22 protein-coding genes and 2 pseudogenes are annotated in these 26,798 nt (G+C 62.2%); 6 read left to right on the top strand and 18 right to left on the bottom strand.

Annotated features, from left to right (window positions below; genetic code table 11):
- Positions 1 to 106: 106 nt before the first annotated feature.
- The 4 genes from ACF8C6_RS02480 to ACF8C6_RS02495 form a co-directional block, all read right to left on the bottom strand.
- Positions 107 to 814 carry an anti-sigma factor domain-containing protein gene (locus ACF8C6_RS02480; protein WP_392497839.1) on the bottom strand — a complete coding sequence of 236 codons (708 nt, stop codon included), beginning with the start codon at positions 812 to 814 and terminating at the stop codon, positions 107 to 109.
- Positions 811 to 1,344 (bottom strand): sigma-70 family RNA polymerase sigma factor, encoded by a 534-nt coding sequence (locus tag ACF8C6_RS02485; RefSeq protein ID WP_392497840.1) that lies wholly within the window; start codon positions 1,342 to 1,344, stop codon positions 811 to 813. The genes ACF8C6_RS02480 and ACF8C6_RS02485 overlap by 4 nt, the downstream gene beginning before the upstream one ends.
- 263 nt (positions 1,345 to 1,607) lie before the next feature.
- Entirely contained in the window at positions 1,608 to 2,144 is a 537-nt protein-coding gene (locus ACF8C6_RS02490; RefSeq protein ID WP_392497841.1) for a DUF3455 domain-containing protein, read from the bottom strand.
- Between the two features lie 101 nt (positions 2,145 to 2,245).
- Positions 2,246 to 2,878: a DUF502 domain-containing protein gene (locus ACF8C6_RS02495; protein WP_392497842.1), complete on the bottom strand. Its 633-nt coding sequence runs from the start codon at positions 2,876 to 2,878 to the stop codon at positions 2,246 to 2,248.
- A 112-nt stretch (positions 2,879 to 2,990) separates the two neighbouring features.
- Between ACF8C6_RS02495 and ACF8C6_RS02500 the strand changes: the two genes are divergently transcribed.
- A complete protein-coding gene (locus ACF8C6_RS02500) occupies positions 2,991 to 3,182 on the top strand; it encodes a hypothetical protein (RefSeq protein WP_392497843.1) in 192 nt (63 codons plus the stop codon).
- Between the two features lie 97 nt (positions 3,183 to 3,279).
- On the opposite strand, the gene ACF8C6_RS02505 is transcribed toward ACF8C6_RS02500, so the two are convergent.
- The 11 genes from ACF8C6_RS02505 to nirB all read right to left on the bottom strand — a co-directional run bounded on the left by ACF8C6_RS02505 (position 3,280) and on the right by nirB (position 14,189).
- The gene (locus tag ACF8C6_RS02505) at positions 3,280 to 4,119 is read right to left on the bottom strand and encodes a DMT family transporter (protein WP_392497844.1); all 840 of its coding nucleotides are present in this window, start codon (positions 4,117 to 4,119) and stop codon (positions 3,280 to 3,282) included.
- A 106-nt stretch (positions 4,120 to 4,225) separates the two neighbouring features.
- Positions 4,226 to 4,711 carry a hypothetical protein gene (locus ACF8C6_RS02510; protein WP_392497845.1) on the bottom strand — a complete coding sequence of 162 codons (486 nt, stop codon included), beginning with the start codon at positions 4,709 to 4,711 and terminating at the stop codon, positions 4,226 to 4,228.
- 85 nt (positions 4,712 to 4,796) lie between these two features.
- Entirely contained in the window at positions 4,797 to 5,744 is a 948-nt protein-coding gene (locus ACF8C6_RS02515) for a hypothetical protein (protein WP_392497846.1), read from the bottom strand.
- A 120-nt stretch (positions 5,745 to 5,864) separates the two neighbouring features.
- Positions 5,865 to 6,257: a lysozyme inhibitor LprI family protein gene (locus tag ACF8C6_RS02520; protein ID WP_392497847.1), complete on the bottom strand. Its 393-nt coding sequence runs from the start codon at positions 6,255 to 6,257 to the stop codon at positions 5,865 to 5,867.
- A 237-nt stretch (positions 6,258 to 6,494) separates the two neighbouring features.
- The gene (locus tag ACF8C6_RS02525; RefSeq protein WP_392497848.1) at positions 6,495 to 7,022 is read right to left on the bottom strand and encodes a M23 family metallopeptidase; all 528 of its coding nucleotides are present in this window, start codon (positions 7,020 to 7,022) and stop codon (positions 6,495 to 6,497) included.
- 27 nt (positions 7,023 to 7,049) lie between these two features.
- Positions 7,050 to 8,048, bottom strand: coding sequence for an AraC family transcriptional regulator (locus tag ACF8C6_RS02530; protein WP_392497849.1), 999 nt, complete (start codon positions 8,046 to 8,048; stop codon positions 7,050 to 7,052).
- A gap of 251 nt (positions 8,049 to 8,299) precedes the next feature.
- A complete protein-coding gene (gene modC / locus ACF8C6_RS02535) occupies positions 8,300 to 9,385 on the bottom strand; it encodes a molybdenum ABC transporter ATP-binding protein (protein ID WP_392497850.1) in 1,086 nt (361 codons plus the stop codon).
- 2 nt (positions 9,386 to 9,387) lie between these two features.
- Positions 9,388 to 10,068, bottom strand: coding sequence for a molybdate ABC transporter permease subunit (gene modB, locus ACF8C6_RS02540; protein ID WP_277690185.1), 681 nt, complete (start codon positions 10,066 to 10,068; stop codon positions 9,388 to 9,390).
- A gap of 150 nt (positions 10,069 to 10,218) precedes the next feature.
- Entirely contained in the window at positions 10,219 to 10,971 is a 753-nt protein-coding gene (gene modA / locus ACF8C6_RS02545) for a molybdate ABC transporter substrate-binding protein (RefSeq protein ID WP_392497851.1), read from the bottom strand.
- A 297-nt stretch (positions 10,972 to 11,268) separates the two neighbouring features.
- The gene (nirD, locus tag ACF8C6_RS02550) at positions 11,269 to 11,631 is read right to left on the bottom strand and encodes a nitrite reductase small subunit NirD (RefSeq protein ID WP_392497852.1); all 363 of its coding nucleotides are present in this window, start codon (positions 11,629 to 11,631) and stop codon (positions 11,269 to 11,271) included.
- The gene (gene nirB, locus ACF8C6_RS02555; protein ID WP_392497853.1) at positions 11,631 to 14,189 is read right to left on the bottom strand and encodes a nitrite reductase large subunit NirB; all 2,559 of its coding nucleotides are present in this window, start codon (positions 14,187 to 14,189) and stop codon (positions 11,631 to 11,633) included. Before nirB ends, nirD begins: the two co-directional genes overlap by 1 nt.
- Before the next feature lie 637 nt (positions 14,190 to 14,826).
- Here nirB and aceK point away from each other — a divergent pair.
- From aceK to ACF8C6_RS02575, 4 genes and pseudogenes are all read left to right on the top strand, one after another.
- Positions 14,827 to 16,554 carry a bifunctional isocitrate dehydrogenase kinase/phosphatase gene (gene aceK / locus ACF8C6_RS02560; RefSeq protein WP_392497854.1) on the top strand — a complete coding sequence of 576 codons (1,728 nt, stop codon included), beginning with the start codon at positions 14,827 to 14,829 and terminating at the stop codon, positions 16,552 to 16,554.
- 128 nt (positions 16,555 to 16,682) lie between these two features.
- Positions 16,683 to 16,961, top strand: a pseudogene (locus ACF8C6_RS02565) (PAS domain-containing protein); the annotation flags it as partial.
- 312 nt (positions 16,962 to 17,273) lie between these two features.
- Positions 17,274 to 18,248: pseudogene (locus ACF8C6_RS02570) on the top strand (methyl-accepting chemotaxis protein); the annotation flags it as partial.
- A gap of 51 nt (positions 18,249 to 18,299) precedes the next feature.
- Positions 18,300 to 18,920, top strand: coding sequence for a tRNA-uridine aminocarboxypropyltransferase (locus ACF8C6_RS02575; RefSeq protein ID WP_392497855.1), 621 nt, complete (start codon positions 18,300 to 18,302; stop codon positions 18,918 to 18,920).
- A gap of 218 nt (positions 18,921 to 19,138) precedes the next feature.
- Here the strand turns inward: ACF8C6_RS02575 and ACF8C6_RS02580 are convergent, their stop codons facing one another.
- The 3 genes from ACF8C6_RS02580 to ACF8C6_RS02590 all read right to left on the bottom strand — a co-directional run bounded on the left by ACF8C6_RS02580 (position 19,139) and on the right by ACF8C6_RS02590 (position 24,080).
- Positions 19,139 to 20,497, bottom strand: a complete 1,359-nt coding sequence (locus tag ACF8C6_RS02580) for an HlyD family type I secretion periplasmic adaptor subunit (RefSeq protein WP_392497856.1) — start codon at positions 20,495 to 20,497, stop codon at positions 19,139 to 19,141.
- A gap of 15 nt (positions 20,498 to 20,512) precedes the next feature.
- Entirely contained in the window at positions 20,513 to 22,660 is a 2,148-nt protein-coding gene (locus ACF8C6_RS02585) for a type I secretion system permease/ATPase (RefSeq protein ID WP_392497875.1), read from the bottom strand.
- Between the two features lie 64 nt (positions 22,661 to 22,724).
- Positions 22,725 to 24,080, bottom strand: coding sequence for a TolC family outer membrane protein (locus ACF8C6_RS02590; protein ID WP_392497857.1), 1,356 nt, complete (start codon positions 24,078 to 24,080; stop codon positions 22,725 to 22,727).
- A gap of 458 nt (positions 24,081 to 24,538) precedes the next feature.
- Between ACF8C6_RS02590 and ACF8C6_RS02595 the strand changes: the two genes are divergently transcribed.
- On the top strand, positions 24,539 to 26,798 hold a 2,260-nt coding region (locus tag ACF8C6_RS02595; RefSeq protein WP_392497858.1), incomplete at its 3' end, for a retention module-containing protein.

Genomic DNA, 26,798 nt, shown 5'->3' on the forward strand with positions numbered 1-26,798 from the left:
CAACCTCCGTCTCGACGCCAAGTTCGGTGACTTCACGGTGATTGCCGACCAGCCCTCCCGCGGCCAGAGCATGGCTGTGCGCGCAAGCTTTGAGCGCGGGCGCCACTCAGATCACTTTCACCGCGCGGCCGATGAACTGGATCGGCCCGGTCGGCTTGCCGGTGGGCGAGCCAGTACTCTTCTCCAGCGTCAGCTCGAACAATTGGTTCGACTCCAGCGGCGGCAGCTGATCCAGCGGCACCTCCAGGCGTTGGCCCGGTTGCACCAGGCCGAGGGAGACCGGGCCTTGCCAGCTGTCGGCCTTGGTCCAGAACTGCAGGGCCATGTCGGCGGGGATTTCCGCGCTGGCCAGGGGGATCAGCTGAATCTGCCGATCATCGCTGGCCTGCACGACCCAGCCGGGCGCTTTGTCCTGCGGCGCCACCAGCACCACCACAAAACTCGGGGCAGCGGGTTGGGGCGGCAAGGCCAGCATCGTTACCAGCAGCGCCAGGCTGGCCGCGAGGCCCGCTGCCGCCAGGCCGCGCCAGAAACCGAGCAGATTCCACCAGGGCGTAGCAGTGTTGCTGGTCGTCGCTTCCAGGCTACGGGCGATGCGTGCCCACAGATAGGGCGATGGCGTTTGCGGCGGCACCCGCTCGGTGAGGTGGTGCAGGCGTCGTTCCCAGGCATCCACGGCATCGCGCAGGGCCAAGTCCTGCCCCAAACGCCGCTGTACCTCGCGGCGCTGCTCCGCTTCCAGCGTGCCCAGTACGTATTCACTGGCCAGCGCATCCAGGTCCGGTTGCCGGTCATCGGGGTGTGACGTGTTCATCCCATGCACTCCCGCAGTGCTGTGAGGCTGCGCTTGATCCAGGCCTTCACTGTGCCCAGTGGCGTACCCAGTTTGTGGGCGATTTCCGCGTGTGAGTAACCCTCGACATAGGCGTGCACGATGCACTCGCGTCGTTCGGGCTCAAGTTGCTGCAGGCAACCGTCGAGGCGGCCGCTGTGCATTAGCGCCTCCGTGGCATCGGCCTGCGCCAGTCCCTCGTCGTCGGCCGGCGGCAGCTCCCTGGCGTGGTCGCGCACGAAGTTCAGGGCCAGGTGCCGGGCGATGCTGTAGATCCAGCCGCGCGCGCTGCCGCGTTTGGCGTCGAAGCTGCCAGCGGCAGCCCAGACCTTGATGAAGGTGTCGTGCACGATGTCCTCGGCCAGCGCGTGGTCACGCACGATGCGCTTGGCCACGCCCAGCAGGCGGCCGCCTTCATGCTCGTACAGGCGCTTGAGTGCGTGCAGCTCGCCGCGCGCGCAGGCGCCCAGGCAGGCTTCGTAATCGAACGGATCGGGCTCGGGCAGGGACAAGTTCGGGTCGCCATTCAGGTTGCTCGGCAATGCGCCGGCAAAGGGTCAAAGGAGCTTAGATGACCCCGCGCGAGGTCGGCCAGGCCCGTCATGCAGCACCAACCTTTATCTCCCCTCTCCCGTTTACGGGAGAGGGGGTGGGGGAGAGAGCCGAAAGCCGAGAAACCGCTCAGCATTTCCCCTCTCCCTAAGGAGAGAGGGGACTGCTCGCGCCAGCTGCCGCTTGTGTGAGCAGCATGACGCCCAGGCTCAGGTGCTTCAGCCTATTTGGCCGTCCAGAAGATGTAGTCCGCCTGGTACTTCACCACCTGCGACTCACCTTTGTTGGCGCTGGTGCAGGGGGTGGCCGGCGCCACGCCGCCCTTGAGTGCCACGCGCTGGATGTAGGTCACGCCCTCCATCGCGCCCTTGCCCTCGGCGGGGTTGGCCTTGACCAGCTGGAAGGGAATGCTGTCTGGCGAGGAGGGCGCCACGGCGAGCTGGGTGCCGGTGATCTTCGAGCCATCCAGTGCCTGCCAGGTGGCCGGCGGGCCGTAATAGGTGCCGACCTGTTTGCCGCTGCGATCGTTCAGCGCGGCTTTGGGGCCGACGAAAACCCATTCGGTCTGGTCGGCGGCGTCGGCCTTGGAGCGGCACTCGTAGGTGATTTCGCCGACCCCGACCGTTTCCAGGGCCACTTGGTTGCCCTCGGGCACCTGGATGCTGGCAGGCACGTCCATCGCGACCACTGGCAGCGCCGCCAGCAGGCAGGACGCAGCCAGGGATGTGCCGGTAAGGCGAAGCAGAGATTTAGCGTTCATTCGATTCGCTCCTGAAAAGTGAAATCAGCCAGGCGACCACGCGGTCGCTGTACTGACTACCCGCCAGGGGGCGATCTGGATGCAGTCGGCGAAAAATATTTTCAGGGCTTGGGCGGAGTAATGCCCATCGACACATAGATGCTGGTGAAGCGGTCCATGCCTATTTCCGCCGGCTTGACCCATTCCACCGGCACATACAGCAGGCCGCCGCCCACCGGCACCGGCGCGCTTGGTACCAGGATGGCGTAGTAATCGCGGCCGTCGATCTGTAGCGGCTCGGGGTTGGGACGCAGGGCCAGCACAGCGGCACCGTCGCCACCGAAGAAGCACCACACCGGGCTCATGGCGGCCAGGTCGGCGCTGTCTTTCTGGTCCAGCAGGCCGACGAAGCGATCCGCCAGCCCATACAGATTGCCCAGCAGCGGAATGCGCCGCAGCGTGCGGTCGAACAAACGACGCAGCGGGCCCTTCAACCCCAGCTGCACGGCCAGCCCCAGCGGATACAGCGCAGCCAGCAACACCAGGGTGCCCAGCAGCCAGGCCAGCAGGTGGCTGTTGACGAAGGGGTGGCCCAGCTCGGCAAACAGCCTGCCGACAAAGCTGCCAGGGCCGACCAGGGTGTTGAGCAGGCTCACCAGCCAGGCCAGAAAGGCCAACGACAGGGCCAGTGGCAACAGGGCCAGCAAACCGGCCAGCCAGGTGGTGGCGATGGAGTTGAAGCTGCGTCTGAACATGGGGCGGGCTCCTGTGGCGGCCGGCTAGGCTATGACAATCCGCCATCGGCGCCTATCCGCAAATGCACACCGAGCGAGGCGCGCGACACCCTCGAATCCCCTGTTTCGCTGGGTGCAGTACCCGCTATGGCGGGGCGTGGCGCTCGGGCTGGCGGCGATTCTGCTGGCCATGTTTACCCACCTCACCCAGACCCCGGAAGGTATCCTCCTGATGGCCGGACTCGGCAGGCTCGCGGTGCTGATCCTGGTGCCGGCGCGCTTTATCGTCACCCTGCATCTGATGAAGCGCGAGCAGAAGGGCTAGGCCGTAGGTTGATCATGTAGGTTGGGTTGAGCGCAGCGAAGCCCAACGAGGCCCGCGTTGGGCTTCGGCGCTTTGCGCCTCAACCCAACCTACGTAATCAGCTCTGCTTGTTCAAAATCACCAGCGCGATGCCGCCGAGGATGGCCAGCGAGGCCAGCGCCAGGCGCAGGCTGATGGCCTCGCCGAGAAACACCACGCCGGCCAGCGCAGCGATCACCGGCACGCTCAGCTGGATGGTGGCCGCCGTGGTGGATCGCAGCAGCGGCAGCACGCGATACCACAGGGCGTAGCCCAGCCCGGAGGTGATCGCCCCCGAGGCGATGGCATAGAGGACGCCGGCCAGGTCCAGCGACGTGTCGCGGTACATCAGCAGGCTTAAGACCACGGCGAACGGCACCGCCAGCAGGAAATTGCCTGCCGTCACCGCCGTCGGGTCGCTGGCGCCCTTGCCGCGCAGCGAATACACGCCCCAGGCCACCCCGGCCAGCAGCATCAACAGCGAGCCGAACAGCGGCGGCGCGGAAAGCCCCGGCAACAGCAACCCGACCAGTCCCGCCAGCGCCACCGCCAGGCCGCACAGCTGCAACGGCCGCATGCGCTCGCCGCGGTACATCGCCCAACCGAGCATGGTCGCCTGTACCGCACCAAACAACAGCAACGCCCCGGTGCCGGTCGGCAGGCTCAAATAGGCATAGGAAAAGCCCGCGGCATACAGGAACAGCATCGCCGCCGACAGCCAGCTGCCTTGCCGAGGGCCATGCTTGGCCTTGGCCCTGACCAACACCCCCAGCACCAGCGCGCCGGCAAGCAGACGAATGCCGGTGAAGCTGGCGGCATCGATGGCGCTCTGCGCCAGCGCCAAGCGGCACAGCACCGAGTTGCCGGCGAAGGCGAATAGGGTGAGGAGGGTCAGGGTGAAGAGCTGGGGAGTGGGCATTGAATATGAGCCTGGGGCGGGTGCGGCGGTCGAATTATTCAGCCTTTGCTAAGGCGCGGGGTTTAGCTGGTCTCAGTGAGTGAAATTAACGGTTTTGAAACAATTGTTATACGTTTTCATACTCGGCTGTGTTTTTTAGTTCACGCTTCTTTCCGTTGAATGAATCATATAAATGTCTGTGGCTGCCAAGGCCATATTCATCTGTTCGATGTTCATATGATCGAACCCATTCGATTAGATTATTCAGGTTGTCATTTTGCTCTTCGAGGGAATTGAACTTCTCAGGCTCCCAAGGTCTTGAGCGACAGTGAGCTATGCATGTATCTATTCCTGGGTTTAGAAATATAAGCTCTTCGCATTCATCTAGAATGGCTTTGATTATGTCGGCATAACAGCCCTCGATGACCCATTTGTCATGTGACTGTATAAAACTCTTAACATCAGCAATGCTTTCTTGAAGTGGGCGTCGCTCTGCGCCGTGATGAAATGCCACTTCATCCAGTGATAATCGCGCAGCGGGTTCTCTGTCGATGATTCTTTTAGAGAGCGTGCTCTTTCCTGAGCCTGCATTTCCAAGAAGTATGATTCTCATGGGGTTTCCTTCTCGGTGTGACGTTTGGTTAAGTGGCGGGCCTTAGTCCGTCCCAGTGAGCGAAGCGAACGGTTTAAACTACTAGTTAGAGGGATGTAGTAAAAATGCGGATACTGCTATCCCTTCTCAGGCAGCGCTCTACTTTTTTGTATGCATGGTCAATTTTTTGAGTGAATCCTACGGCGAAATATCTATGAAACGCTATTTCTAAGCAAATGAGCTGCAAGAAAATTGCTTCATCGCCAAAGTGGCGCTGTTTTTCTGGATTCCAATTATCAGTTCTATTTTTATTTGGGTGATGTAACGAGCCTCTGGTAAGTGTTAATTTTTCCAAGATTTGTCTTGTGTTCGATGCTCGAAGCTTTTCTATGAAAGACCTTGAGAGTAACTCATTGATTTCAGGTTTCTCTAAGGTGTTCTTAATGCTAGATGTTAGTTCAGTGGATTTCATGAATTCATTTAGAGTGGCATTTTTCCCTGACTTGCCATTCCCATACAGGAACTCTAGGAAAAAGAACAGGTTGTAATATGCCTCAATAAAGCGATGGGAGTTTGCATCGGTGCTTCCGCGGCTGAAAAATGTCAACGCTGGGTCATGATTCTTTTCTATGCAGCCTACCAATACTGAGCGTATAAATAATGGCATTGTTAGATGCTTGGCAGATGTGGCAGCGATTGGCCCACCATTGATATCAACTTGGATGCTAGATGGTTTGTCATTGATTATCCATTGGACACGCCTCTTTTCAAAAAGAAACTCTACACAACTAGAGCTAAACAAAGAGAAGCCGTTGCCTATCTGCAGAACTATTTCTTCAATTTCACGAGCTCTAGGCTCATTGGTTGCTAAATTGTCACCTATCCTTTCTTCGGTTGTCGGCGTGCTTGGGATAGGGCACTTTATTACAAGATGGCTCAATATCCCTGAGCGCATAAAGAATTCAATATCAATGTCGTCTATCTGAAAAGCTAAAGGCTTATCAATAGATAGATTCCCAGCTATAGGGATAGTGTATACGCAGTAGGAGGCCACTTTTCCCTCTAACGATTAAGCTAACGGGCGGCCAAAAGCGCAGCTTTTGGACGTCCAGCGAACGAAGTGAGCGGCGGTTGAGCGCATTGTTCGGCGCTACTTTCACCAAGGGAGCCCGCACTACGGTGCATTGCCAAATTCTTTGCGATATTCATTAAGCATTTTCACGCGGGCGTCACTAAAGGTGGCCATGCAGTTAGCGCGGGCATCATTGGCCAATTTCGAAGTTTGCCTAGCTGCCACCGTGTAGTCACAAGACTTCTTGGAGAATTCTTTCCAGCTCTTCTGAGCAGCCTCTAGAAAGTTGGCAGCCTTCTTGTCGCGCGACTTAACATATGCATAGGTCGTCTGGTATGCCACGTCTACTTTGTCTTCTTGTTGCTCACTAAGACAGGCTCGAATATCTGCCATGTTAGTGGCGTGTTCTTCGCAGTTTGCCTGGGATGCATTCACATAACCTGCAAGTGCAGCTAAAGCGATAGTGGTGGTGATATAAGGTGTTCTGTATTTCATGTGCAACAATCCTTGGTTGCAAGCTGCGGTAGTTATGCGTCAGTCAGTGGTGCCGAACTATAAGAAGACGCCACAAGTGGAGTAATTCATTACGCTACTTCTGGCGCATCACATTCTTTGCTTCGTATCAAAGCCTTGATTTTTCTCGCCACGGGTGCGGCCAGCGGAGCGTGCCGGCAGAACTGAAAAAGGACAGGCAATGAAGCGCAGCGGTTTTTCCCGACGCTACTGATTTGCTTATGGGCTGTCCACTGCGTTTTCCCTCAGGAGTTGGTCAGGATCAAGGTAGAAGATTTTCTTCCACCCTTGGGTGCTGTTATCCCAGCGCCAGGGGTAGGGCAGCAGGGTGACGATGGAGTAGTGCAGGTGGGGTGGTTTGCCACGGGCGTTGCCGGTGTCGCCGACGCTGCCGAGCGGGGTGCCGGGCAGTACGGGTTGGCCGGGCAGGGCGCTGTAGTCGGCGAGGTGGGAGAAGTAGTGCAGGCGCCATTGGGGGCCGAGCATGAGCAGTACGTTGCCGCCGATGCCGAGTTCGCCGCGGAACAGCACCAGGCCGTAGGTGGGGGCGACGACCGGGGTGCCGTGGCGGGCGAAGATGTCGATGCCCTTGTGGGTGCCGGAGCGGCCCCAGGGTTCGAACCAGAAGCTTTGCGGGTTCCAGTCACGCGGGCTGGCGCCCTGTACCGGCACCTGCAGCCACTGCGGGGCGAGCAGCCAGGCCAGCAGCAGGGCGATGAGCAGGTGGCGTTTACGTAGTTTTTTCACGGGGCGGCATCCTTGCGCGGTGGTGAATCAGTTTTCCTGGGCGCGGTAGGCGCCGGGGGTGAGGCCTGTCCATTTCTTGAAGGCGCGGTGGAAGGCCGAGGGCTCGGAGAAGCCGAGCTGTTCGGCGAGGGCCTGGATGGAGAGTTCGTCGCGGCCCAGGTGGTAGATGGCCAGGTCGCGGCGCAGGTGGTCCTTGAGTTCCTGGAAGCTGGAGCCTTCTTCGCGCAGGTGGCGGCGCAGGGTTTGCGGGCTGATGTGCAGCTGGCTGGCGACGCTGTCCAGGTCGGGCCAGTGGGCGCAGTCGCGACCGAGCAGGCGGCGGATGCGGCTGGTCAGGCTGTCGCCGCCATCGGGGCGGGCCAGCAGGTCGGCGGGCGAGTGTTCGAGGAATTGCTTGAGGGTGCGTTCGTCCTGTAGCAGCGGCAGGGCCAGGTAGCGACTGTGGAACAGCAGGCTGGTGCTGGCGGCGTCGAAGCGCCGTGGGCAGGGGTAGAGCAGGTCGTACTCGGCGCTGTGGGCCGGCTCGGGGTAGGCGAACGTTGCTTCGTCGAGGCGGATGCGCTGGCCAATCAGCCAGCTGCCGAGGCGGTGCCAGATCACCAGCAGGCTTTCGGTGAGGAAGTGATCCGGGTCCCACAGGGCTGAGCTGTCGATGCTCAGGCGTACCTGTTCGCCCTCGTGCTGCAGGGCGACGCGCGGGGCATCGGGGAACAGGCCGTAGAACAGCATGCCGCGCACCAGGGCTTTTTCCAGGCTGCGGCAGTGGATGATGGCGTGGCACATCATGGCGAAGGTGCCGCGCTTGCTGCGGGTGTGGCCGAAGCCCATGTACTCGTCGTCGAGCAGTGCCCAGAGGCCTTGCAGCAGGCGGGTGAACTGTTCCGGCGCCAGGCGGGCGCGTGGCTCGGCGAGCAGCGCGGACTGTATGCCCACCTCGGCGAGCAGGGCGCTGTAATCACAGCCCTGGCGCTCGGCGCCGCGCAGGGCGGCGCGGATGAAGTGGCTGGCGATGGTGCGTTCGCGCATGGGCTGGCTCGTCAAGGGCGTGGCCGGATGGTAGGCGCTGGGGCGGGAAGGGGACAAGCGGCGTTGCCGGCAAGCCCGCACCCTGGGCGAGAGGCAGGTGTGGCGTGGCTTCCTGGCGATGAGCCAGGCGCATCGCGACCGAAGTCGCTCCCACAGGCATAGGCCGGGGGCAGTGTGCGAGCAGCTTCAGCCGCGACTGGCGCCACTTGAACGTGCCGTGCCCCGGGTTCTGTTACGCACAGCAGCAACTGCTAGGCCAGCAGCGCGACCGCCTTGACCTGCGCCCACAGCTGCTGGCCTTCGTGCAGGCCGAGCTGGTCACGCGAGTAGCGGGTGATGCGCGCCAGCAGCGGAGTGCCGGCCATGTCCAGGCGTACCAGCACATGGGCGGGGTTGTCGGCCTGGCGCTGGCTGTGCACGGTCACCGGCAGCCGGTTGAGGATGCTGCTGTGCTCGGGTTTGTCCAGGCTCAGGCTGACGTCGCGGGCGTGCACCTTGAGGCGCATCGGCTTGCCTGCCGGCAGCGGTGCATGGGCGACGCGCAAGGGCTGGGGGCACCCCGGCAGGCTGAGTTGCAGCAGCTGGTATTCGGCGTCGTGGCCGCTGACCTGGGCGTGCAGCACCACCGCGGCGTCATCGCCCTGTGCCAGTGGCAGGTCGAGGCGGGCGAGCAGTTGCTCGACCGGGCCGCTGGCCTGCACGCGGCCTTGCTCCAGCAGCACCAGATGGTCGGCCAGGCGCGCCACTTCATCCGGCGAGTGGCTGACGTAAAGCATGGGCATGTCCAGCTCGTCGTGCAGGCGCTCCAGGTAGGGCAGGATCTCCTGCTTGCGCTGCGGGTCGAGGGCCGCCAGCGGTTCGTCCAGCAGCAGCAGGCGCGGGCTGGTGAGCAGGGCGCGGGCAATGCCGACGCGCTGGCGCTCGCCACCGGAAAGGCGGGCCGGCATGCGCTCCAGCAGGTGCTCGATGCCCAGCAGGGCCAGGGCCTGGTCCAAGTCGATGCGGCGCTCGTGGGCGGGAATGCGTTTGAGGCCGTATTCCAGATTGCCGCGCACGCTGAGGTGCTGGAACAGGCTGGCCTCCTGGAACACGTAGCCCAGGGCGCGTTGGTGTGGCGGCAGGAACAACTGACTGTCCTGCCAGACTTCGCCGTTGATGTTCAGCAGGCCCTCGGTCGGACGTTCCAGCCCGGCCACGCAGCGCAGCAGGCTGGTCTTGCCGGAGCCGGAGGGGCCGAACAGGGCCGTGACGCCACGGCCAGGCAGGTCGAGGTCTACCTCCAGCTGGAAGTCGCGGTAGGGCAGGCGCAGGGCAATGCGCAGGCGGCGTTCCGTCATGTTCAGTACCGGGCCGGTTGCACGCGGCCGCGCCAGTGCAGGGCAAGCAGGATGAGGAAGGAGAACAGCAGCATGCCGCCGGCCAGCCAGTGAGCCTGGGCATACTCCTGGGCTTCGACGTGGTTGAAGATCTGGATCGACACCACGCGGGTCTGGTCCGGGATGTTGCCGCCGATCATCAGCACCACGCCGAACTCGCCCAGGGTGTGGGCGAAGCCGAGTACCGCGGCGGTGAGAAAGCCCGGCCTGGCCAGTGGCACCACGACCGTGAAGAAGCAGTCCCAGGGGCTGGCGCGCAGGGTGGCGGCGACTTCCAGCGGACGCGGGCCGATGGCTTCGAAAGCGTTCTGGATGGGCTGCACGACGAAGGGCAGGGAATAGAACAGCGAGCCGACCACCAGGCCGGCGAAGGTGAAGGGCAGTACGCCCAGGCCGAGGCTCTGGGTCAGCTGGCCGACCGGGCCGTGCGGGCCCATGGCGACCAGCAAGTAGAAGCCGATGACGGTGGGCGGCAGCACCAGGGGCAGGGCGACCAGGGCGCTGATCGGGCCTTTCAGCCGCGAGCGCGTATGCGCCAGCCACCAGGCGATGGGCGTGCCGAGCACGAGCAGCAGCACGGTGGTCAGCGCCGCCAGTTGCAGGGTCAGCCAGATGGCGCCGAAGTCGGCACTGGTCAGGGGCATTGCAGGCCTCGTTCTGGTTCAGTGGTGGGGCTGGCGGTTGGGTGGCGTGAGTGTCGACGCATTGTGTAGGAGGGGCCTTGGCCGCGACGCAGTTGCGCTGTCTGGGTCGCGGCCAAGGCCCCTCCTACAGGTCTTGGCGTTAGCCGAGGATTACAGCTGATAACCGTAGGCACGGATCACCTCGGCCGCCTTGGCGCCCCGAAGGTACTCGACCAGCGCCCTGGCGGCCGGGTTGTCCTTGCCTTTGGCGAGGATCAGCGCGTCCTGCCTGATCGGGTCGTGCATCTCGCTCGGCACCAGCCAGGCGGAGCCGCCGGTGATCTGGCCGCTCTGGTAGATCTGCGAGAGGGCGACGAAGCCCAGTTCGGCATTGCCGCTGGCGACGAACTGGTGGGTCTGGGCGATGTTCTGGCCTTCGACCAGCTTCTTGGCCAGGGCCTGCTTCAACCCCAGCCTGGTCAGCGTCTGCAGGGCGGCGAGGCCGTAAGGCGCGGTCTTCGGGTTGGCCACGGCCAGATGCTGGAACGCGGAGTCGCGCAACACCAGGCCGTGACTGTCCACATAACCTTCCTTCGCCGACCACAGTGCCAGAGTGCCGATGGCATAGGTAAAGCGGCTGCCGGGCAAAGCATGGCCTTCGCGCTCCAGCTTGGCCGGCGTGCTGTCGTCGGCGGCCAGGAACACTTCGAACGGTGCGCCATTATGGATCTGTGCATAGAACTGGCCGGTGGCGCCGTAAGCGGCTTTCAGCGTATGTCCGGTGTCCTTCTCGAAGTCGGCGGCCAGTGTCTTCATCGGCGCGCTGAAGTTGGCGGCGACGGCGACCTGTACCTGCTCGGCCAGAGCGGTACCGGAGCAGGCCAGGCTCAGGATCAGGAAGCTGCGTTGCAGTGACGCGATCATGCAATGTCCTTGTCAGCGGATGAGTGAGTCGCCAGGCACCTTGATCCAGGTTGATTCAAGGCGCGTCGGCGGCGCGTTAACCGCTATAGCGTTACCGGTATGACGATACCCGAATTCCGCTGGCCCGGTTTTTAGCGTGGGTTCATGTGGGGCACAAGGGGGCAGCGAGCCAGCCGATAGCGGCGCATCAGGCCATAAGCTGACTTTTAGGTCAATAAAGACAAAAACCGCGGCCGAGGCCGCGGAAAGGAGCTTTTCTATTCCGCAACTGCCCTTTGCCGGCAGCAGCGGGGCAGGTCAGAGCTGCACTTCTACCTGTTCGCCATTGAGACGGACGGGCCACACCGGCAGGTGCTGCTCCGGATATTCCAGGCAGCCGCCGTCGTTCAGGCGGAAGTGCTGTTTGTACAGCGGCGAGGCGATCACCAGTTCACCCTGCAGGTGGCCGACGATGCCGCGACCGATCACGTTGGCGCCGGACTTGGGGTCGCGGTTGCCGATGGCGAACACCTGCTGCTCGGTGTCCGGCAGGTAGATCAGTGCGACCTGCTGACCGTCGACGCAGGCCACCACGCCGGAGTTGGGCACCAGGTCGGCGCGGGCGCACAGGGTTTTCCAGGAAGCCTGGACGGGGTTGGCAAGGGCGTTGGTCTGGCTCATCACACGGCCTCCACGGTTACGGGGATCAGTTCGAGTTCGCCTTCGCGGGCGGGGCGGCGCTGGCCGCGCTCCTTGACGAAGTGGATGTCCGGGTCGCCGCCATGCTCGTTGACGAAGGTGCGGAAGCGCTTGAGCTTTTCCTCGTCCTGCAGGGCGTTGGCCCATTCGCATTCGTAGCGGTCGACCACCAGCTGCATCTGCGCCTCCAGCTCGGCGGCCAGGCCCAGGCTGTCGTCGATGACCACGGCCTTGAGGTAGTCCAGGCCGCCTTCCAGTGACTCGCGCCACACCGAGGTGCGCTGCAGCTTGTCGGCGGTGCGGATGTAGAACATCAGCACGCGGTCGATGTAGCGGATCAGGGTTTCGTCATCCAGGTCGGTGGCGAACAGCTCGGCGTGGCGCGGGCGCATGCCGCCGTTGCCGCAGACGTAGAGGTTCCAGCCGTTCTCGGTGGCGATCACGCCGATGTCCTTGCTCTGCGCCTCGGCGCACTCGCGGGTGCAGCCAGACACGGCGAACTTGAGCTTGTGCGGCGCGCGCAGGCCCTTGTAGCGGTGCTCGATGTCGAGGGCCATCTTCACGCTGTCCTGCACGCCGTAGCGGCACCAGGTGCTGCCGACGCAGCTCTTCACGGTGCGGGTGGACTTGCCGTAGGCGTGGCCGGTCTCGAAACCGGCTTTGATCAGTTCGCCCCAGATCTCCGGCAGCTCGTGCAGCTGGGCGCCGAACAGGTCGATGCGCTGGCCGCCGGTGATCTTGGTGTAGAGGTCGTATTTCTTGGCCACTGCGCCGATGGCAATCAGCCCGTCCGGGGTGATCTCGCCGCCGGGGATGCGTGGCACCACCGAGTAGGTGCCGTTCTTCTGCATGTTGGCCATGAAGGTGTCGTTGGTGTCCTGCAGCGGCACCAGCGAGGGGTTCATGATCGGGCGGTTCCAGCAGGAGGCGAGGATCGAACCCACCGCCGGCTTGCAGATGTCGCAACCGACATGGCCCTTGCCGTGCTTGGCCAGCAGTTCCTCGAAGCTCTCGATGCCCTCGACGCGAACGAAGTGGTAGAGCTCCTGGCGGGTGTAGGCGAAGTGTTCGCACAGGCTCTTGTCGACCTCCACGCCGCGGGCAGTGAGTTCGTGCTCGACCACCTGCTTGAGCAGCGCCGCGCAACCACCGCAGCCGGTGGCTGCCTTGGTGCAGGACTTGATGCCGGCGAGATCCGTGCAGCCAGCGTCGATAGCCGAGCAGATCGCGCCCTTGCTGACGTTGTGGCAGGAGCAGATGGTGGCGCTGTCCGGCAGGGCGTCGGCGCCCAGGGCCGGGGCACCGTCGCCGACCGGCATGATCAGGCTGGCTGGATCGTCCGGCAGCTTGATGCCGTTCTGCGCGTACTGCAGCAGGGTGTCGTAGTAGCTGTTGTCGCCGACCAGCACGGCGCCGAGCACCTGCTTGCCGTCGGCGGACACAACTAAACGGCGGTAGCTGGCCGTGGCCTCGTCGATGTAGCGGTAGCTCTTGGCGCCGGGCATGGCGCCGTGGGCGTCGCCGATGGAGCCGACGTCGACGCCGAGCAGCTTGAGCTTGGTCGACATGTCCGCGCCGATAAAGGGCTGGCCCTCCTGGCCGCAGAGCTGGGCGGCGACCAGACGGGCCATCTGGTAGCCGGGGGCGACCAGGCCGAAGATGCTGCCGTTCCACGCCGCGCACTCGCCGATGGCGAAGATGTGCTCGTCGCTGGTCAGGCACTGGTCGTTGATGGCGATGCCGCCACGGGCGCCCAGTTCCAGGCCGCAGGCGCGGGCCAGGGCGTCCTGCGGGCGGATGCCGGCGGAGAACACGATCAGATCGGTTTCGAGGAAGTCATCGCCGGCGAAGTTCATGCGGTAGCGGTACTCGCTGCCGGCGCTGATGCTCTGGGTGGCCTTGGACAGGTGCACGCCGACGCCCAGGTCTTCGATGCGCTGCTTCAGCGCCGCACCGCCGAAGTCGTCCAGCTGCACCGGCATCAGGCGCGGAGCAAACTCGACCACATGGGCTTCCAGGCCCAGGGATTTCAGGGCGTTGGCCGCCTCCAGGCCGAGCAGGCCGCCGCCGACCACCACGCCGCGGCGCTTGCCCTTGGCCGCGGCGCGAATGCCGTCGAGGTCTTCCAGAGTGCGGTAGACCAGGCGCGAATCACCTTCTGCGCCTTCGATCGGCGGCACGAAGGGGTAGGAGCCGGTGGCCATGATCAGCTTGTCGTAGGCGAAGGCGCCCTGGGCGGTGATCACCTCGCGGCGCTCGCGGTCGATTTCCAGCACCGGGGTGCCCAGGTGCAGGGTCAGGCCGGGTGTTTCGTACAGCGCTGCGTCGCTCATCGCCAGGGACTCGGCATCGCGGCCGCCGAAGTACTCGGACAGGTGCACGCGGTCGTAGGCACGCTGATGTTCTTCGCCGAACACCAGGATCTGGTAACGCTCCAGGGCGCCGCCCGCGAGCAGTTGTTCGACGCAGTGGTGGCCGACCATGCCGTTGCCGACGACGATCAGCGTGTGCTTGTCAGTAGAGGCGACTGTGGTGTTCATAGGAGTTCCCGGCCAAAGCTCATCAGGTTTTTCCGCGGCAATAAAAAAGGCGCCTGAAACCTTGCGGTCTCAGGCGCCTTTGCCTGTTCTGTGCGATCTCTCGGAGAGACCGTTGTTGCCCGCCGCCTGAGTGCGGCTGCTCGATCGCCTTTGATCGATGGGCGGCCCGGTGTACTGGGCTTGGGCAAGTTTCTGCATCGTCTGTGCCAGATTTGCCAGGAGCCAGTAAACATCGGCGTTACAGGGCTTTTTGGTGGAATGTGCTGGCCTGCCGGGGGCACGATATCGGGGCCAAAACGGTGCATGACTCGCATCCTTGCCCCGCGCTGAGGCTTCCGTCGTGGCGGGGCAGGCTCTGGACCGCGTGCCCCACCACCGCACACAGCAGGACGACGATCAGGCTCGAAGGGGGCTGACCGTAACGGCAGGCGCCTGGCTGGTCAGGGGCGCATGGCGTTTCGCCTGGCTGCCGCCTGCACCGATGCCCCGTGCTTGCAGCTCGACCAGCTGCGGCAGTTGCTGATCGATGCCGAGCTGATCCTTCTCTGGGCCTGATATTCGGCTAATGGCGGGCGGCTTCCCCTCTGCCGCGTCGCTGGCTAAGCTCGGGTTCCGTACACGCAGCAGAGGCTTTCCCATGTCGCAGCAACGGCCGGCCGCCGATATCGCGCGGATGATCCTTGAGGGGTTCGACGACTACCGCACGCATTTTCGCGAGATCACCAACGGCGCCCGGGCGCGCTTCGAGCAGGCGCTGTGGCAGGAGGCCCAGGCCGCCTCGGCGGCGCGCATCAACCTCTACGAGGAGAAGGTCGCCGAATGCGGCGAGCGCCTGCGCCAGGGCTTTGCCGCCGAGCAGTTGCTGGACATCGATCTGTGGCCGCTGGCCAAGAGTGCCTATATCAGCCTGATCAACCTGCGCGACGACGATGAGTTGGCCGAGACCTGGTACAACTCGATCTTCTGCAGCCTGTTCAGCCACGACCAGATCAGCGATGGCTGCATGTTCATTCACACGACCCGGCCCTCGCTGCGGGCTCAGGAGCGCACACCGCAGACCCGCATCTACCACCCGCGTGGCGACCTGCAGCAGGCGCTGCGGCAGATCTTCAGTGACTATAGTTATGGCGTTGGCTTCGAGAATCTGCAGCGCGACCTGGACAGCCTGGAGCAGCAGCTGCGCGCCAATCTGCCGGACTGGGTGTGCAAGGATCGGGCGCTGACCATCGAGCTGTTCGCTTCGACCCTGTACCGCAACAAGGGCGCCTATCTGGTCGGGCGCATCTACACCCCGGACGAGCAGTGGCCGCTGGTGTTCCCGCTGTTGCACCGTGAAGGGCAGGGCATCCAGATCGACACCCTGATTACCGACGAGTCGGAAGTGTCGATCATTTTTTCCTTCACCCGCTCCTACTTCATGGTGCGGGTGGATATCCCGGCGGAGTTCATCGCGTTCCTCAAACGCATCCTGCCGGGCAAGCACATCGCCGAGCTGTACACCTCGATTGGCTTCTACAAGCACGGCAAATCGGAGTTCTACCGTGCGCTGATCAACCACCTGGCCAACACCGACGACCGCTTCATCATGGCGCCCGGCGTGCGTGGCATGGTCATGAGCGTGTTCACCCTGCCGGGCTTCAATACCGTGTTCAAGATCATCAAGGACCGCTTCTCGCCATCGAAGAACGTCGACCGCAACACGGTGATCGAGAAGTACCGCCTGGTGAAAAGCGTCGATCGGGTCGGGCGCATGGCCGATACCCAGGAGTTCGCCGACTTCCGCTTCCCGTTGGCCAAGTTCGACCCGGAGTGCCTGGCCGAGCTGCTGGAGGTGGCGCCCTCCACCGTGGAGATCGAGAACGGCAATACCGTGCTGATCCGCCACTGCTGGACCGAGCGGCGCATGACGCCGCTGAATATCTACCTGGAGCACGCCAACGAGGCGCAGATCAGGGACGCGCTGGAGGACTACGGCCTGGCCATCAAACAGCTGGCGGCGGCCAACATCTTCCCCGGAGACATGCTGCTGAAGAACTTCGGCGTCACGCGGCACGGGCGCGTGGTGTTCTACGACTACGACGAGATCAGCTTCCTCACCGAGGTGAACTTCCGCCATATCCCGCCGCCGCGTTACGAGGAGGATGAGATGTCCAGCGAACCCTGGTACTCGGTGGGGCCGAATGATGTGTTCCCCGAGGAGTTCCCGCGCTTTCTGTTCGTCGATCTCAGCCAGCGCCGCCTGTTCAGCACGCTGCATGGCGAACTCTACGACGCTGATTATTGGAAGAGCCTGCAGGAGGCGATACGGGCGGGTAAGGTCATTGACGTTTTCCCTTATCGACGCAAGGCCGACCGCATCGCCTGATCTGGCAGAGTCCATAGTTTTTGTCGGGTTTTAAGTGATGGCCTTGTGCTGCTTTGGTGATGCTGTGCTAGACCCTATAGGTGTAGTCACGGCACTCACCAATACCACTCTTCCAGGGATGGTCAGCCATGCGTCAAAACCTGCCTGTTACCCAGCGCGAGCGTACTTTTACCGATGCCGAGCGCCTGATTTCCACCACCGACCTCAATAGCAAGATCACCTACGTCAACGATGCCTTCGTGGCCATCAGCGGTTTCTCGCGTGAGGAACTGGTGGGCGAGCCGCACAACCTGGTGCGCCATCCCGACATGCCGCCGAGTGTGTTCGCTCATATGTGGGAAACCATCAAACAGGGCAAACCCTGGATGGGCATCGTCAAGAACCGTTGCAAGAATGGCGATCACTACTGGGTCAGCGCCTACGTCACGCCCATCTACGAGAACGGCAAGATGGCTGGCTACGAGTCGGTACGCTCGGTGCCCAGCGAGGCGCAGAAACGCCGTGCCGAGGCGCTTTATGCACGGCTGCGAGCCGGTAAGCCGCCAGTCTCGAAGGTCGAGTACTGGACCTATGACCTGGTGCGTTCATGGCCTGTGATGCTCGCCACGCTGATCATCTTGGCGGGGGCCTTCACGCTCAGTGGTTGGCCGCTGGCGGCCCTGATCGTGCTGAGCATGTTTGCCCTCGGTTCCTTCCAGCTGTACAGCAAGCGCCAGCTGATTCGTAAAACTCTGGCCGAGCACCCCAAGGCCTTCACCAGTGCCCTGGTCGCGCTGACCTACAGTGACAACCGCGGTGCCCAGGCCCTGCTGGACATGGCCATGATCAGCGAGGAGGCGCGCCTGCAGACGGCGCTGACCCGATTGGAAGATGCGGGCGAAAACGTACGCAAGCGTGCCGCGCAATCGGCAGAGATATCCCGTTCCGGCGCCGAGATGCTGGAGCAACAGCGCAGCGAGACGGATCAATCGGCCACCGCCATCAACCAGATGGCAGCCACTATTCAGGAGGTGGCGCACAACGTGCAAAACACTTCCCACGCTGCGGAGGAAGCGGACCGCTTGGCCCAGCAAGGTCGCAGCTTGGCCGGCGGCAGCCTGCAGGCCATGCAGCAGATGGCCGGTGCAGTGCAGGAGATCGGTCAGGCGGTGAACGAGCTGGCTGCTTCGACCCAGTCCATTGGCAGCGTTGCCGACGTCATCACGTCCATCGCCGAACAGACCAACCTCCTGGCGCTCAACGCCGCCATCGAAGCGGCGCGTGCCGGCGAGCAGGGGCGCGGCTTCGCCGTGGTGGCGGACGAGGTGCGCGCATTGGCGGGGCGTACGCGCGAGTCCACCGAGCAGATTCACCAGATCATCGCCTCGCTGCGCAGTGGTGCGGACAAGGCGGTGAATACCGCTAACAAAGGCGAGGAGATTTCCCGCGACAGCGTGCGCAGCGTCGAGGAAGTGCGCGAAGCGCTGGATGGCATCAGCCAGGCGGTGACCCGTATCACCGGCATGAGCCAGCAGATGGCAGCGGCTTCCGAGCAGCAGGCTCATGTGGCGGAGGACATCAGCCGGCAGATCACCCGCATCGCCCAGCTCTCCGACCACAGCGCCGGCCAGGCCCAGCAGGGTGTGGGCATCAGCCAGGAGCTGGAGGAAATGGCGGGCTACCTGCACAGCCTGGCGGAGCGCTTCAACCGCTGATGCGGGAACCTTGGCTGCTTGTGGCACACTGCGCGGCGGAGGTTCCGCGCCATGCCCCGTATTCGCTGCGAGCGTTGTTTACGCCCGCAAAGTCACTGTCTTTGCCACCTGATTCCCTGCCTGCCCAGTCGTAGTCGGGTGCTGATCCTGCAGCACCCGGATGAGGTGGGGCATGCCCTCAATACTGCGCGGTTTGCCGCCTTGGGATTGGCGAATGCGCAGCTCGAAGTTGGCGAGACTTTTCCCGAACTGGAGCGCTGGCTCGATCCGGCCTATCGCGCCTGCCTGCTGTTCCCCGGCGAGACTGCGCAGACGCTGCCCTTGCGGGCCACGGCGGACGATGACAGGCCCCTGTTGCTGGTGGTGCCTGACGGCACCTGGCGCAAGGCGCGCAAGCTGCTGTATCTCAACCCGCTACTGAGCACATTGCCCTGCGTGAGCCTGCCTGCTGGTTTGAACTCGCGTTACCGGTTACGCAAGGCGCCGGGCGAGGGGGCGCTGGCGACCCTCGAGGCGATAGTCGCGGCCCTTGAGCTGCAGGAGGCGCCACAGCGCTATGACGCGCTACTGCGACCATTCGAGGCGTTGATCGAAGGGCAGATCGCGGCGATGGGGGAGGAGATATTCCGGCGTAATCACAGCGGTTCCGTGACTTCGAAGGAGGAGCCTTGACCGCGCCTCAGATCGTGCAGAAGCGTCGCGGCCCAAAGCCCTTTCGGGACTTTTTGACCGGTGCCTGTCAATTGGCTGGCGATGGGGGCTTTGCGCTGCTCTAAGGCCCCTCAGGTTGTGCCTGGGTTGCCATGGCTTACGAACTCCCTGCTTTCTGTGGGAGCTGGCTTAGCTGCGATCAGTGCGCTCCCGATGCTCAAGCCTCGCCCGAATCGCTATCAGCGCTCGCGCAGTGCCTCCGAGCGAGCCTTGAGCACCGGCTTGAGCAGGTAGTCGAGTACGCTCTTCTCGCCGGTGACGATGTCCACGGTGGCCACCATGCCGGGAATGATCAGGAGTGGGTGTTCGCTAGTGCCCAGATGGCTTTTATCGGTACGTACCTGGATCAGGTAGAAGCTGTTGCCTTCCTCATCCGTGATGGTGTCGGCGCTGATCAGCTCCAGCTTGGCCTTGAGCCCGCCGTAGATGGTGAAGTCGTAGGCGGTGAACTTGACCATGGCCTTTTGCCCGGGATGCAGGAAGGCGATGTCCTGAGGGCGCACGCGGGCTTCGATCAGCAGGTTGTCTTCCAGCGGCACGACTTCGACCATCGGGTCGCCGGGTTGTACCACGCCACCGATGGTGTTGACCTTGAGCAGTTTGATCACTCCGTTCACGGGCGAGACGACGGTGGTGCGGCTGACCCGGTCCTGAATGGCGACGCTCGTGGAGGTGATTTTTTTCAGCTCGGTACGGACTTCGTTGAGCTCTTTCAACGCCTCGGTGCGGAAGTTCAGGGCCGACTCGTTGAGCTTGCTCTCGATTTCCTGCATCGCCGCTTCAGCGCGGGGGATAGCCAGGTTTGTGGCCTCCAGCGAACCACGCATCTCGACTGCGCTGCGGCGCAGGCGCAGGATTTCGACCGCGGAGATGGCGCCGGACTCTACCAGTGGTTGTGACATGTTCAGTTCCTGCTGAACCAGGCCGAGGCTTGAACGGTACTGCTGGGCCTTGGCGCGAAACTCGGCCAGCTCCTGGGTCTTCTGTCTCAGCTGCTCCTTGAGGGTGTTCTGCTCGCTTTCCAGGCGCCGCTGGCGTGAGCTGTACAGGGCCATTTCGTCTTCAGCCAATTGCGGCGCCTGCTCGACCAGCTCCTGCGCAAGTGAGAGCGGAATACCCTCGGCCTCTGCGCTCAGGCGAGCGACTCTGGCCTCCAGAGCCAGACGGTCAGCTTCGGTTTCGCCCTTGTTGGATATGAACCGGGTGGCATCCAGGCGCAGCAACACATCGCCCTTATTCACTACCTGGCCTTCACGCACAAAAATCTCGGTGACGATACCGCCCTCCAGGTTCTGGATGACCTGCACTTTGCTGGAGGGAATCGCCTTGCCTTCGCCAGTGGTGACTTCTTCAAGCACCGCGAACTTGGCCCAGATCAGTGCCACTACCAGGCAGATGCAGACTGTCCAGACGGTGGCGCGTGCCAGCCACGGAGAGTCCTCCTGCATCACGCCGTCCACTTCCGGCATGAACTCCGTGTCCGGCTTCTGCTTGCCCAGGCTGGAGAAATAGTCGCGCAGGGACTGGCTCATATCCATGGTTTCGTCTCCCGGCTAGACCGCCGCAGGGCCGACGCGGCCCTTACGCAACGCGTCGATCACAGCCTCTTTGGGCCCGTCGGCGACCACGTGGCCGTAGTCCAGCACAATCAGGCGGTCGACTAGGCTGAGCATCGAGTTGCGGTGGGTAATGAGCAGCAGGGTTTTGCCTTGCGTCCAGTTGTGCAGCTTGAGGCGCAGGGTATCTTCGCTGGAGTTGTCCATCGCGCTGGTAGGCTCGTCGAGCAACAGGATCGGTGGGTCCAGCAGCATCGCACGGGCCAGCAGTACGGCCTGGCGCTGACCACCGGAGAGCAGTTGGCCGCGCTCGCCCACCGGCCGGTCGAAGCCTTGTGGATGCTGCCGGGCCAGGTCGGACACCCCGCAAAGGTCGGCGACCTCGAGCATGCGGCTGTCACTGACGTAGCGGGCGCCCAGGGTGAGGTTGTCGCGCAGGCTGCCGGCCAGCAGTGGTAGGTCGTGGGCGACGTAGCCGATCTGGTGGCGTAGGTCGGCGACATCGAGTTGGCGTAGGTCGAGGCCATCAAGCAGGATCTGGCCTTCGTCCGGCGTATAGAAGTTCATGATCATGCGCGCCAGGCTGCTCTTGCCTGAGCCGCTACGGCCAATAATCCCAACCCGTTCCCCGGCCTTGATATGGATGCTGATCTTGTTCAGCGCCGGCGTGCTCTGGCCGGGGTAGCTGAAGCTCATCTGCCGGATGTCCAGTGCGCCTTTGAGGCGTGTGCGCTCCAGCGGACGCTGTTTGGCGTCGCGCTCCTGCGGGAGGGTCATCAGGGCGTCGGTACTGGTCATGGTCAGGCGCGCCTGCTGGTAGCGGGTGATGAGCCCGGCGATTTGCCCCAGAGGCGCGAGCACACGGCTGCCAAGCATGTAGCAGGCCACCAGCGCGCCCACGCTGAGCTGACCGGCAATGATGATGTAGACCCCCGCGACGATGGTGGCCATGCCGGCGAACTGCTGAAAGAACATGGTGCCGTTAGTGGCCAGCGAGGCCAGGAAGCGCGCGTGGCTATCCAGGCGGGTGAGGGCGCCGTGGGTCTTTTCCCAGCGATGTTGGCGCTCGCTCTCGGCGCTGCAGGCTTTCAGGGTTTCCAGTCCGCCGAGGGTTTCGATCAGCAGGGCTTGGCGTTCTGCGCCGAGGGCCAGGCTTTTTTGCACGGTGTCGCGCAGGCGGGCCTGGATGATCAGGGCAAAGATGGCGGTGATAGGAAACGCCAGCAGGGGAATGACGACCAGCCAGCCACCGAGGAGGCCGATGACCAGAATCATCAGTAACGAGAAGGGCAGGTCGATCAGGCTGGTCAGGGTAACCGCGGTGAGAAACTCACGTAGCCCCTGGAAGTCATGGATGCTCTGGGCAAAGCCTCCGACCGTGGCCGGTCGCGCCTTCATCGACATGCCGGTGATGCGCTCGAATAGCGTCGCGGACAGCACCACATCGGTTTTCTTGCCGGCCACATCCAGCAGGTAAGCGCGCAAGACCCTCAATAGCAGCTCAAAGCCAGTACCGATGAACAGCCCGATGGCCAGCACCCAGAGGGTGGCAGTGGCCTGATTGGGCACTACCCGGTCGTAGGTCTGCATCACGAACAGCGGCACCATCAGACCCAGCAGGTTGATCAGCAGGCTGGCGAGTACGGCATCGGTATACAGCCAGCGCGACAGCTTTAGGGTGTCGCGGAACCAGGCTTCGACCCTGGGTACGAGCGGGGTTCTGACTTCTTCCAGCTCATGGCGCGGTTTGGCGAAAAAGGCCTGGCCGCTGTATTCCTGTGCCAAGTGTTCGCGGCTGACCCACTGCTCGCCCCCCTCAGCCTCGCAGGGCAGGATCAAGAGCTGGTTCTTCGCGCCTATCTTGCTCAATACGGCGCTGCGACCATCTTTCAATAACAGCAATACCGGCAGGTTGAGAGGCGAGATTGCGCTCAGCTCGCGCCGCAGAATGCGCCCCTGCAGGCCGGCACGCGCGGCAGCACGAGGCAATAGATCCGGGCTCAAGCGCTGCTCTGGCAGCGGCAGCCCTGCCGTGAGGCTGGCCCGGCTGGCAGGGCAGTCATGCAGGGTGCAGAGTATCAATAGACCATCGAGCAGGGGGTCATCGTGACTCTGCCGCTGGTCATCGGACGGTCTCCGTTCCATGGTGGTCAAATGCACGACTCCTGAGAGGCTACCCGGCCTAGGCCGGGTAGCCTCTTCGCCGGGATTACTTCATTTCCGGCAGGCGGGCCTCGCTCTTCACTTCTGTGAGGGCTACAGCTTCGGCCGGTAACACGATGTTCTGCTTGCTCAGCAAGCTGCCCATTGCGGACAGCAGGCGGTACATCGAGAACTCCTCGGTGTAGCGCACCTCGACATAGCGGCGATTGGCGGTGAAGAGCTCGTTTTCGCTGTCCAGCAAGTCGAGCAGGGTGCGCTGGCCAAGGCCGAATTGTTGCTGATAGGCCTCGCGCGAGCGTGCGCTGTAGTCGGCATAGTCGCGGGCCTTATCGGTTTGCTTGCGGGCGTTTTCCATCGCGTTCCAAGCCAGCATCAGGTTCTCGTTGAGTACCCGCAGGGCATTGTTGCGAATGTCCATGGATTGATTGATTTGGTGTGCTGCCGATTGCAGACGTGCCTTGTCGCGCATGCCGTTGAACAGGTTGTAGTTCATCACCACCGCAGCACGCCAGGTGTTGTAGTGACCCTCGTCGCCCTGGACGTTGTCATCGGCGGTGGTCGCTAGCTCAAGGTCGAAGCGCGGGTAGAAGGGGGCCTTGGCTACTTCGTATTGCTTCTCGGCGGCATACACGTCGGCCTGAGCCGACTTGAGGTAGGGGTTGTTGTCCATTACCGCCTGGCGCGCCGTGGCCAGATCCTCGGGGACTTCACCTTTAATGCTGGCCGGTGTTTCCAGCTCGTCGGGCATGCGCCCGGTGGCACTGAAGAAGTTGGCCTCGGCATCGGCCAGGTTGACCTGTTCCGTGTAGAGGTTGTTCTCGGCCAGGGCCAGACGGGCCTTGGACTGGTCGAGATCGGCGTTGCTACCCACACCCTGTTCACTGCGCAGGCCAATCTGATCATTGACCCTCAAGTGTGCCTGCAGGTTGTTCTCCGCCAGGGCCACCATTTCGCGGCGTTTGAGTACGTCCAGGTAAACCTCGACAGTGCGCAGGGCGAGGCTCTCGGAGGTGCCTTGCACGTAGTAGGCGCGGGAGTCGACCACTGATTTGGTACGTGCGACTTCGTTGGGGGTGTTGAAACCGTCGAACAGCATCTGCCGCAGACGCAGTTCGGCGTCGCGATAATTCAGAGTTTCCTTGTTGTGATCGCCAAGCGCGCGCGTGCTGGGGCTGTCAGTCTGCTCACGGCCATAGCCGGCCAGCAGATCGACGGTCGGCAGGTAGCCACCCTTAGCGACTTTCACGTCCTCGTCCGCGGACAGGCGATCATTCATGCTGGCGTGTAGCTCGGGGTGGTTGTCGATGGTGCTTTGAATGGCTTCCGATAGGGTCATTGCCTGGGCCTGGCTGCAGGCAATGGCCAGCAGAATGCTGCTGCATAGCGGTGTTAGAGCGCGCATTGGATTTCTCCTTTATTTATATGCTCTGTTCCTGTCGCCAAAAAAATGGCGATTCTTGCCCGCGTTGGCTGAGCGGACTCTTACCATCACAGCTAAGAACATCCATAAGCGTAGCTAAGAAAAAATTGGCACAACGTTTATGAGAAATAAGTCTTATGCAGACTGTGAGAACGGGCACATTGTTTTCTCTGTAAGCCGCGAAAAACGGGCTTTTTAAGCCATTTCGCAGTTAGTGCAGATGGTCAAACAAGATTTTGAGAATAAGGGGCGGGGATGTAGCTGGTTGAGTTGTTCGGTGCTGTAAGGGCGACACTTTTTTGTCGCATTAGAAAGTGTGTAATAGCGCCGTCTAAATTTCTCAGCGTTTTCTTCGCACGCAATCCCCGGTTCGAAAGGTGGTTTGGCCCTTTTGAAACGTGTCGGCGGTGGTCGGCAGTTGTAGTGCGGAGGAAGGAATCATGGCTACTTTGATTGGTGTCGTCAGTCAGGTTGTCGGCGAGGTCTTTGCGGTAGCAGGCGATGGAACGCGCCGGCCGCTGGTTGAAGGTGATCGCGTCTACGCAGGTGAACAACTGGTAACCGGTGCCAGTGGTGCAGTTGCGATTGCCCTGAGCAATGGTCAAACGCTGACGTTGGGCCGCGACAGCAGCATGGGCCTCAATGAGCAGATGCTTGCCGGTACCGATGCCTCCAATACGGCTGCGGCCCAGGATCAGGCGCCGCCTGCACCTTCTGATGCCGACCTGACCGACATTGAACAACTGCAGGCCGCGATTGAAGCGGGTGTCGACCCTACGCTGGAGGCTGAAGCAACCGCTGCAGGGCCGGGTGCAGGCGGGGCCGGTGGTGCAGGTGGCGTTGGCGGCGGTCACAGTTTCGTACTGCTGAGCGAGATTGGCGGCGCACTTGATCCAACCATTGGCTTCCCAACCGCAGGTCTTTCGACTGCGCCCCAGTTTCCGGATGGTGAGCCGATTGTCTTTCCCGACGAAGTGGTGCCGAACTTCACCCCGGTGATCGAGGTGGAATACGAGGATGCCACTGGCACCATTGCGACGGGGCCTGCCATCGTCGATGAAGAGGGCTTGGCCAACGGCACCAACCCTGCCAGTAATGCCGAACAGGCCTTCGGAACGCTGGTGATCAACTCTCCGGATGGTGTTTCGGCCATCGAAATTCAGGATGCCAATGGCGTGTGGATCAACGTCACCAGTGGTGGCGTGGTTCAAGGGCTCTACGGAACCCTCACCGTCGATGCAGCCGGCAACTGGGTCTACACCCTGACCAGCAATACCCTCAATCACAGCAACCCCAATGCGACCGGTGCTGGGGATCAGGTGGGTGAAAGCTTCCTGGTGCGCATGTTCGATCTGGATGGCGATGTCTCGCCGACGGTCTCTCTGGATGTGCTGGTCAATGACGATGGTCCGAGTCTTTCGCTGGCCGTCAATGCTGAGGCTGCTGCTGAGGCTCTGCAGGTCGAGCTGGATGAGACTGTTGGCGGCGCGGACCGCTATGCCGCCAACGATGCTGACGATAGCTACAGCAGTGATGATGTACCGGGCGCTCTAGCCCAAGCCACGACGGCGGTCGCGGGTGGTTTGGCGGCACTATTTTCTATCGGCGGTAGCTTCGGTGCAGATGGCGCTGGAAGCACGGTAGGAGTGTTTAGTTTTGCCGGTGTGCCTCAAGCTGGGTTGGCGACCAATCTCAGCTCGACCGCTGGCGGTGCCATCGCCCTGTTCTTGGAGGGTGGCATTTTGGTCGGCCGCGATGCCAATGGCGGCGATCCGGTGCTGACAATCGAGATCATCAACATCGGCACACCGAATGCACCGGTCTACCAGTTGCAGACCACGCTGTTCGAGGCGCTGGAGCACGATATCAACAGCGACGTTTTCGATGAAACCGTCAACCTGCTGATTACCGATGGCGGTTCTCTTGCGTTGCAGTACGCCGTGACCCGTACAGACGGCGATGGAGACTCCGTTAGTCAGACCCAATCGATTGTGCTGGCGGATGGCGAAATCTCCTCATTTAGCTTCGACGATGATGGCCCCACCTTGGCGGTTCGTGCAGACGTTTCACGTGAAGAGCTGCTGGCTCTGCAGGTCAATGTGGATGAGACTGAAGGTGAAGAGCGTCTAGCCGTTGGCGAAATCGACAGTGACGGCAACACCGATGATGCCGGCCCGGGGCTTGGTCAAGTCACCACGAATTTGTCTGGTGGTCTGGTTAGTCTGTTTGCCATCGCCAGTTCGAGCTATGGCTCGGATGGTCCCGGCTCTACCACTGGTAGCTTCAGCTTTACTGGTTTCCCAGACAGTGGCGAACTAGCCACAACCTTGATGGCGATTGATGGCGGCTCGATCTCCCTGGAACGCGTTAGCGATACCTTGCTACGTGGATTGGATGAAGACAGCCAGACGGTATTTACCATCGAGATTGTTGATGTGGGCACACCGGGTAATCCGGTCTACCAATTGCAGACGACGCTGTATGAGCCGCTGGTGCATGGCAATAATGCCCTGCACGACGAAGCTGTGAGCTTGCTGCTGGCCGAAAATGGTGCCGTACAGTTGCAGTACAGCGTGACGGTCGAGGATGCCGATGGCGATACGGTGACCCGCTCGGCAACGGTTGACCTGATTAGCCGCAGTTCGGATGGTGAAGAAGTTATTCAGGACAGCGTCTTTAGCTTTGACGATGACGGCCCGG

Origin of the sequence: Pseudomonas sp. zbq_18, from assembly GCF_043102245.1 — a bacterium.
In the GTDB taxonomy this organism is placed as follows: domain Bacteria; phylum Pseudomonadota; class Gammaproteobacteria; order Pseudomonadales; family Pseudomonadaceae; genus Aquipseudomonas.